This is a genomic window from Bradyrhizobium sp. 31Argb, from assembly GCF_043638955.1.
GTDB lineage: Bacteria > Pseudomonadota > Alphaproteobacteria > Rhizobiales > Xanthobacteraceae > Bradyrhizobium.
In genome coordinates this window covers 1-547 of the sequence record NZ_JBEGDB010000703.1, presented here as the reverse complement: position 1 = coordinate 547, position 547 = coordinate 1, and the positions used below count along the sequence as shown (strand labels likewise).

1 pseudogene is annotated in these 547 nt (G+C 60.0%); it reads right to left on the bottom strand.

The features are described 5' to 3' along the window. Window positions 1–352 precede the first annotated feature (352 nt). Window positions 353–547: pseudogene (locus AAFX91_RS42360) on the bottom strand (IS110 family transposase); the annotation flags it as partial.

Sequence of the window (547 nt, the reverse complement as noted above, 5' to 3'; positions counted from 1 at the left end):
CTGAGATAGGCGGCGTATCGAGGCGGGTGTCGAAGCCTGCCAGAACCTCACATGGGATGGTTCGTGTCAAGGCCATCAATCGCAATGCATCAGCAGTCCCTCCGAAGCGTCGCTATCCAGGTCCAAGCCCGTGCGTGACGCGGCTCGTTTGCCGAGCCTGATCAACCTCACATTCGGTCGCCACCTTTCGCGGCTGCACCAATATCCCGCTTGCGGCGGACGGGGCTCAGGACGACGAGACCACTCTCTCAAACGGCATTTCGCCAGGGTTCTGGTCGGTTCGTCGACCTGGATCCACCAGGACTGATCGGGTCCTGGAGAATTTTCAGAATAATTCGAGGAGCAGCCGAGATTAGCTGTTCTGCATGATGGCACCTTCGATGACGACACCGGCGGTCACAAACTTCCAGAGCGCAACCAGCAGCTTGCGCGCAAGCGCCACGATGGTCGACTTCTTCATGCGGCCACCATTGCGCTGGACGCGCTCCTTGAACCATCGAGCCAGCGCAGAGCCGGGCTGATGACGCAGCCACAGCCAGGACATCTG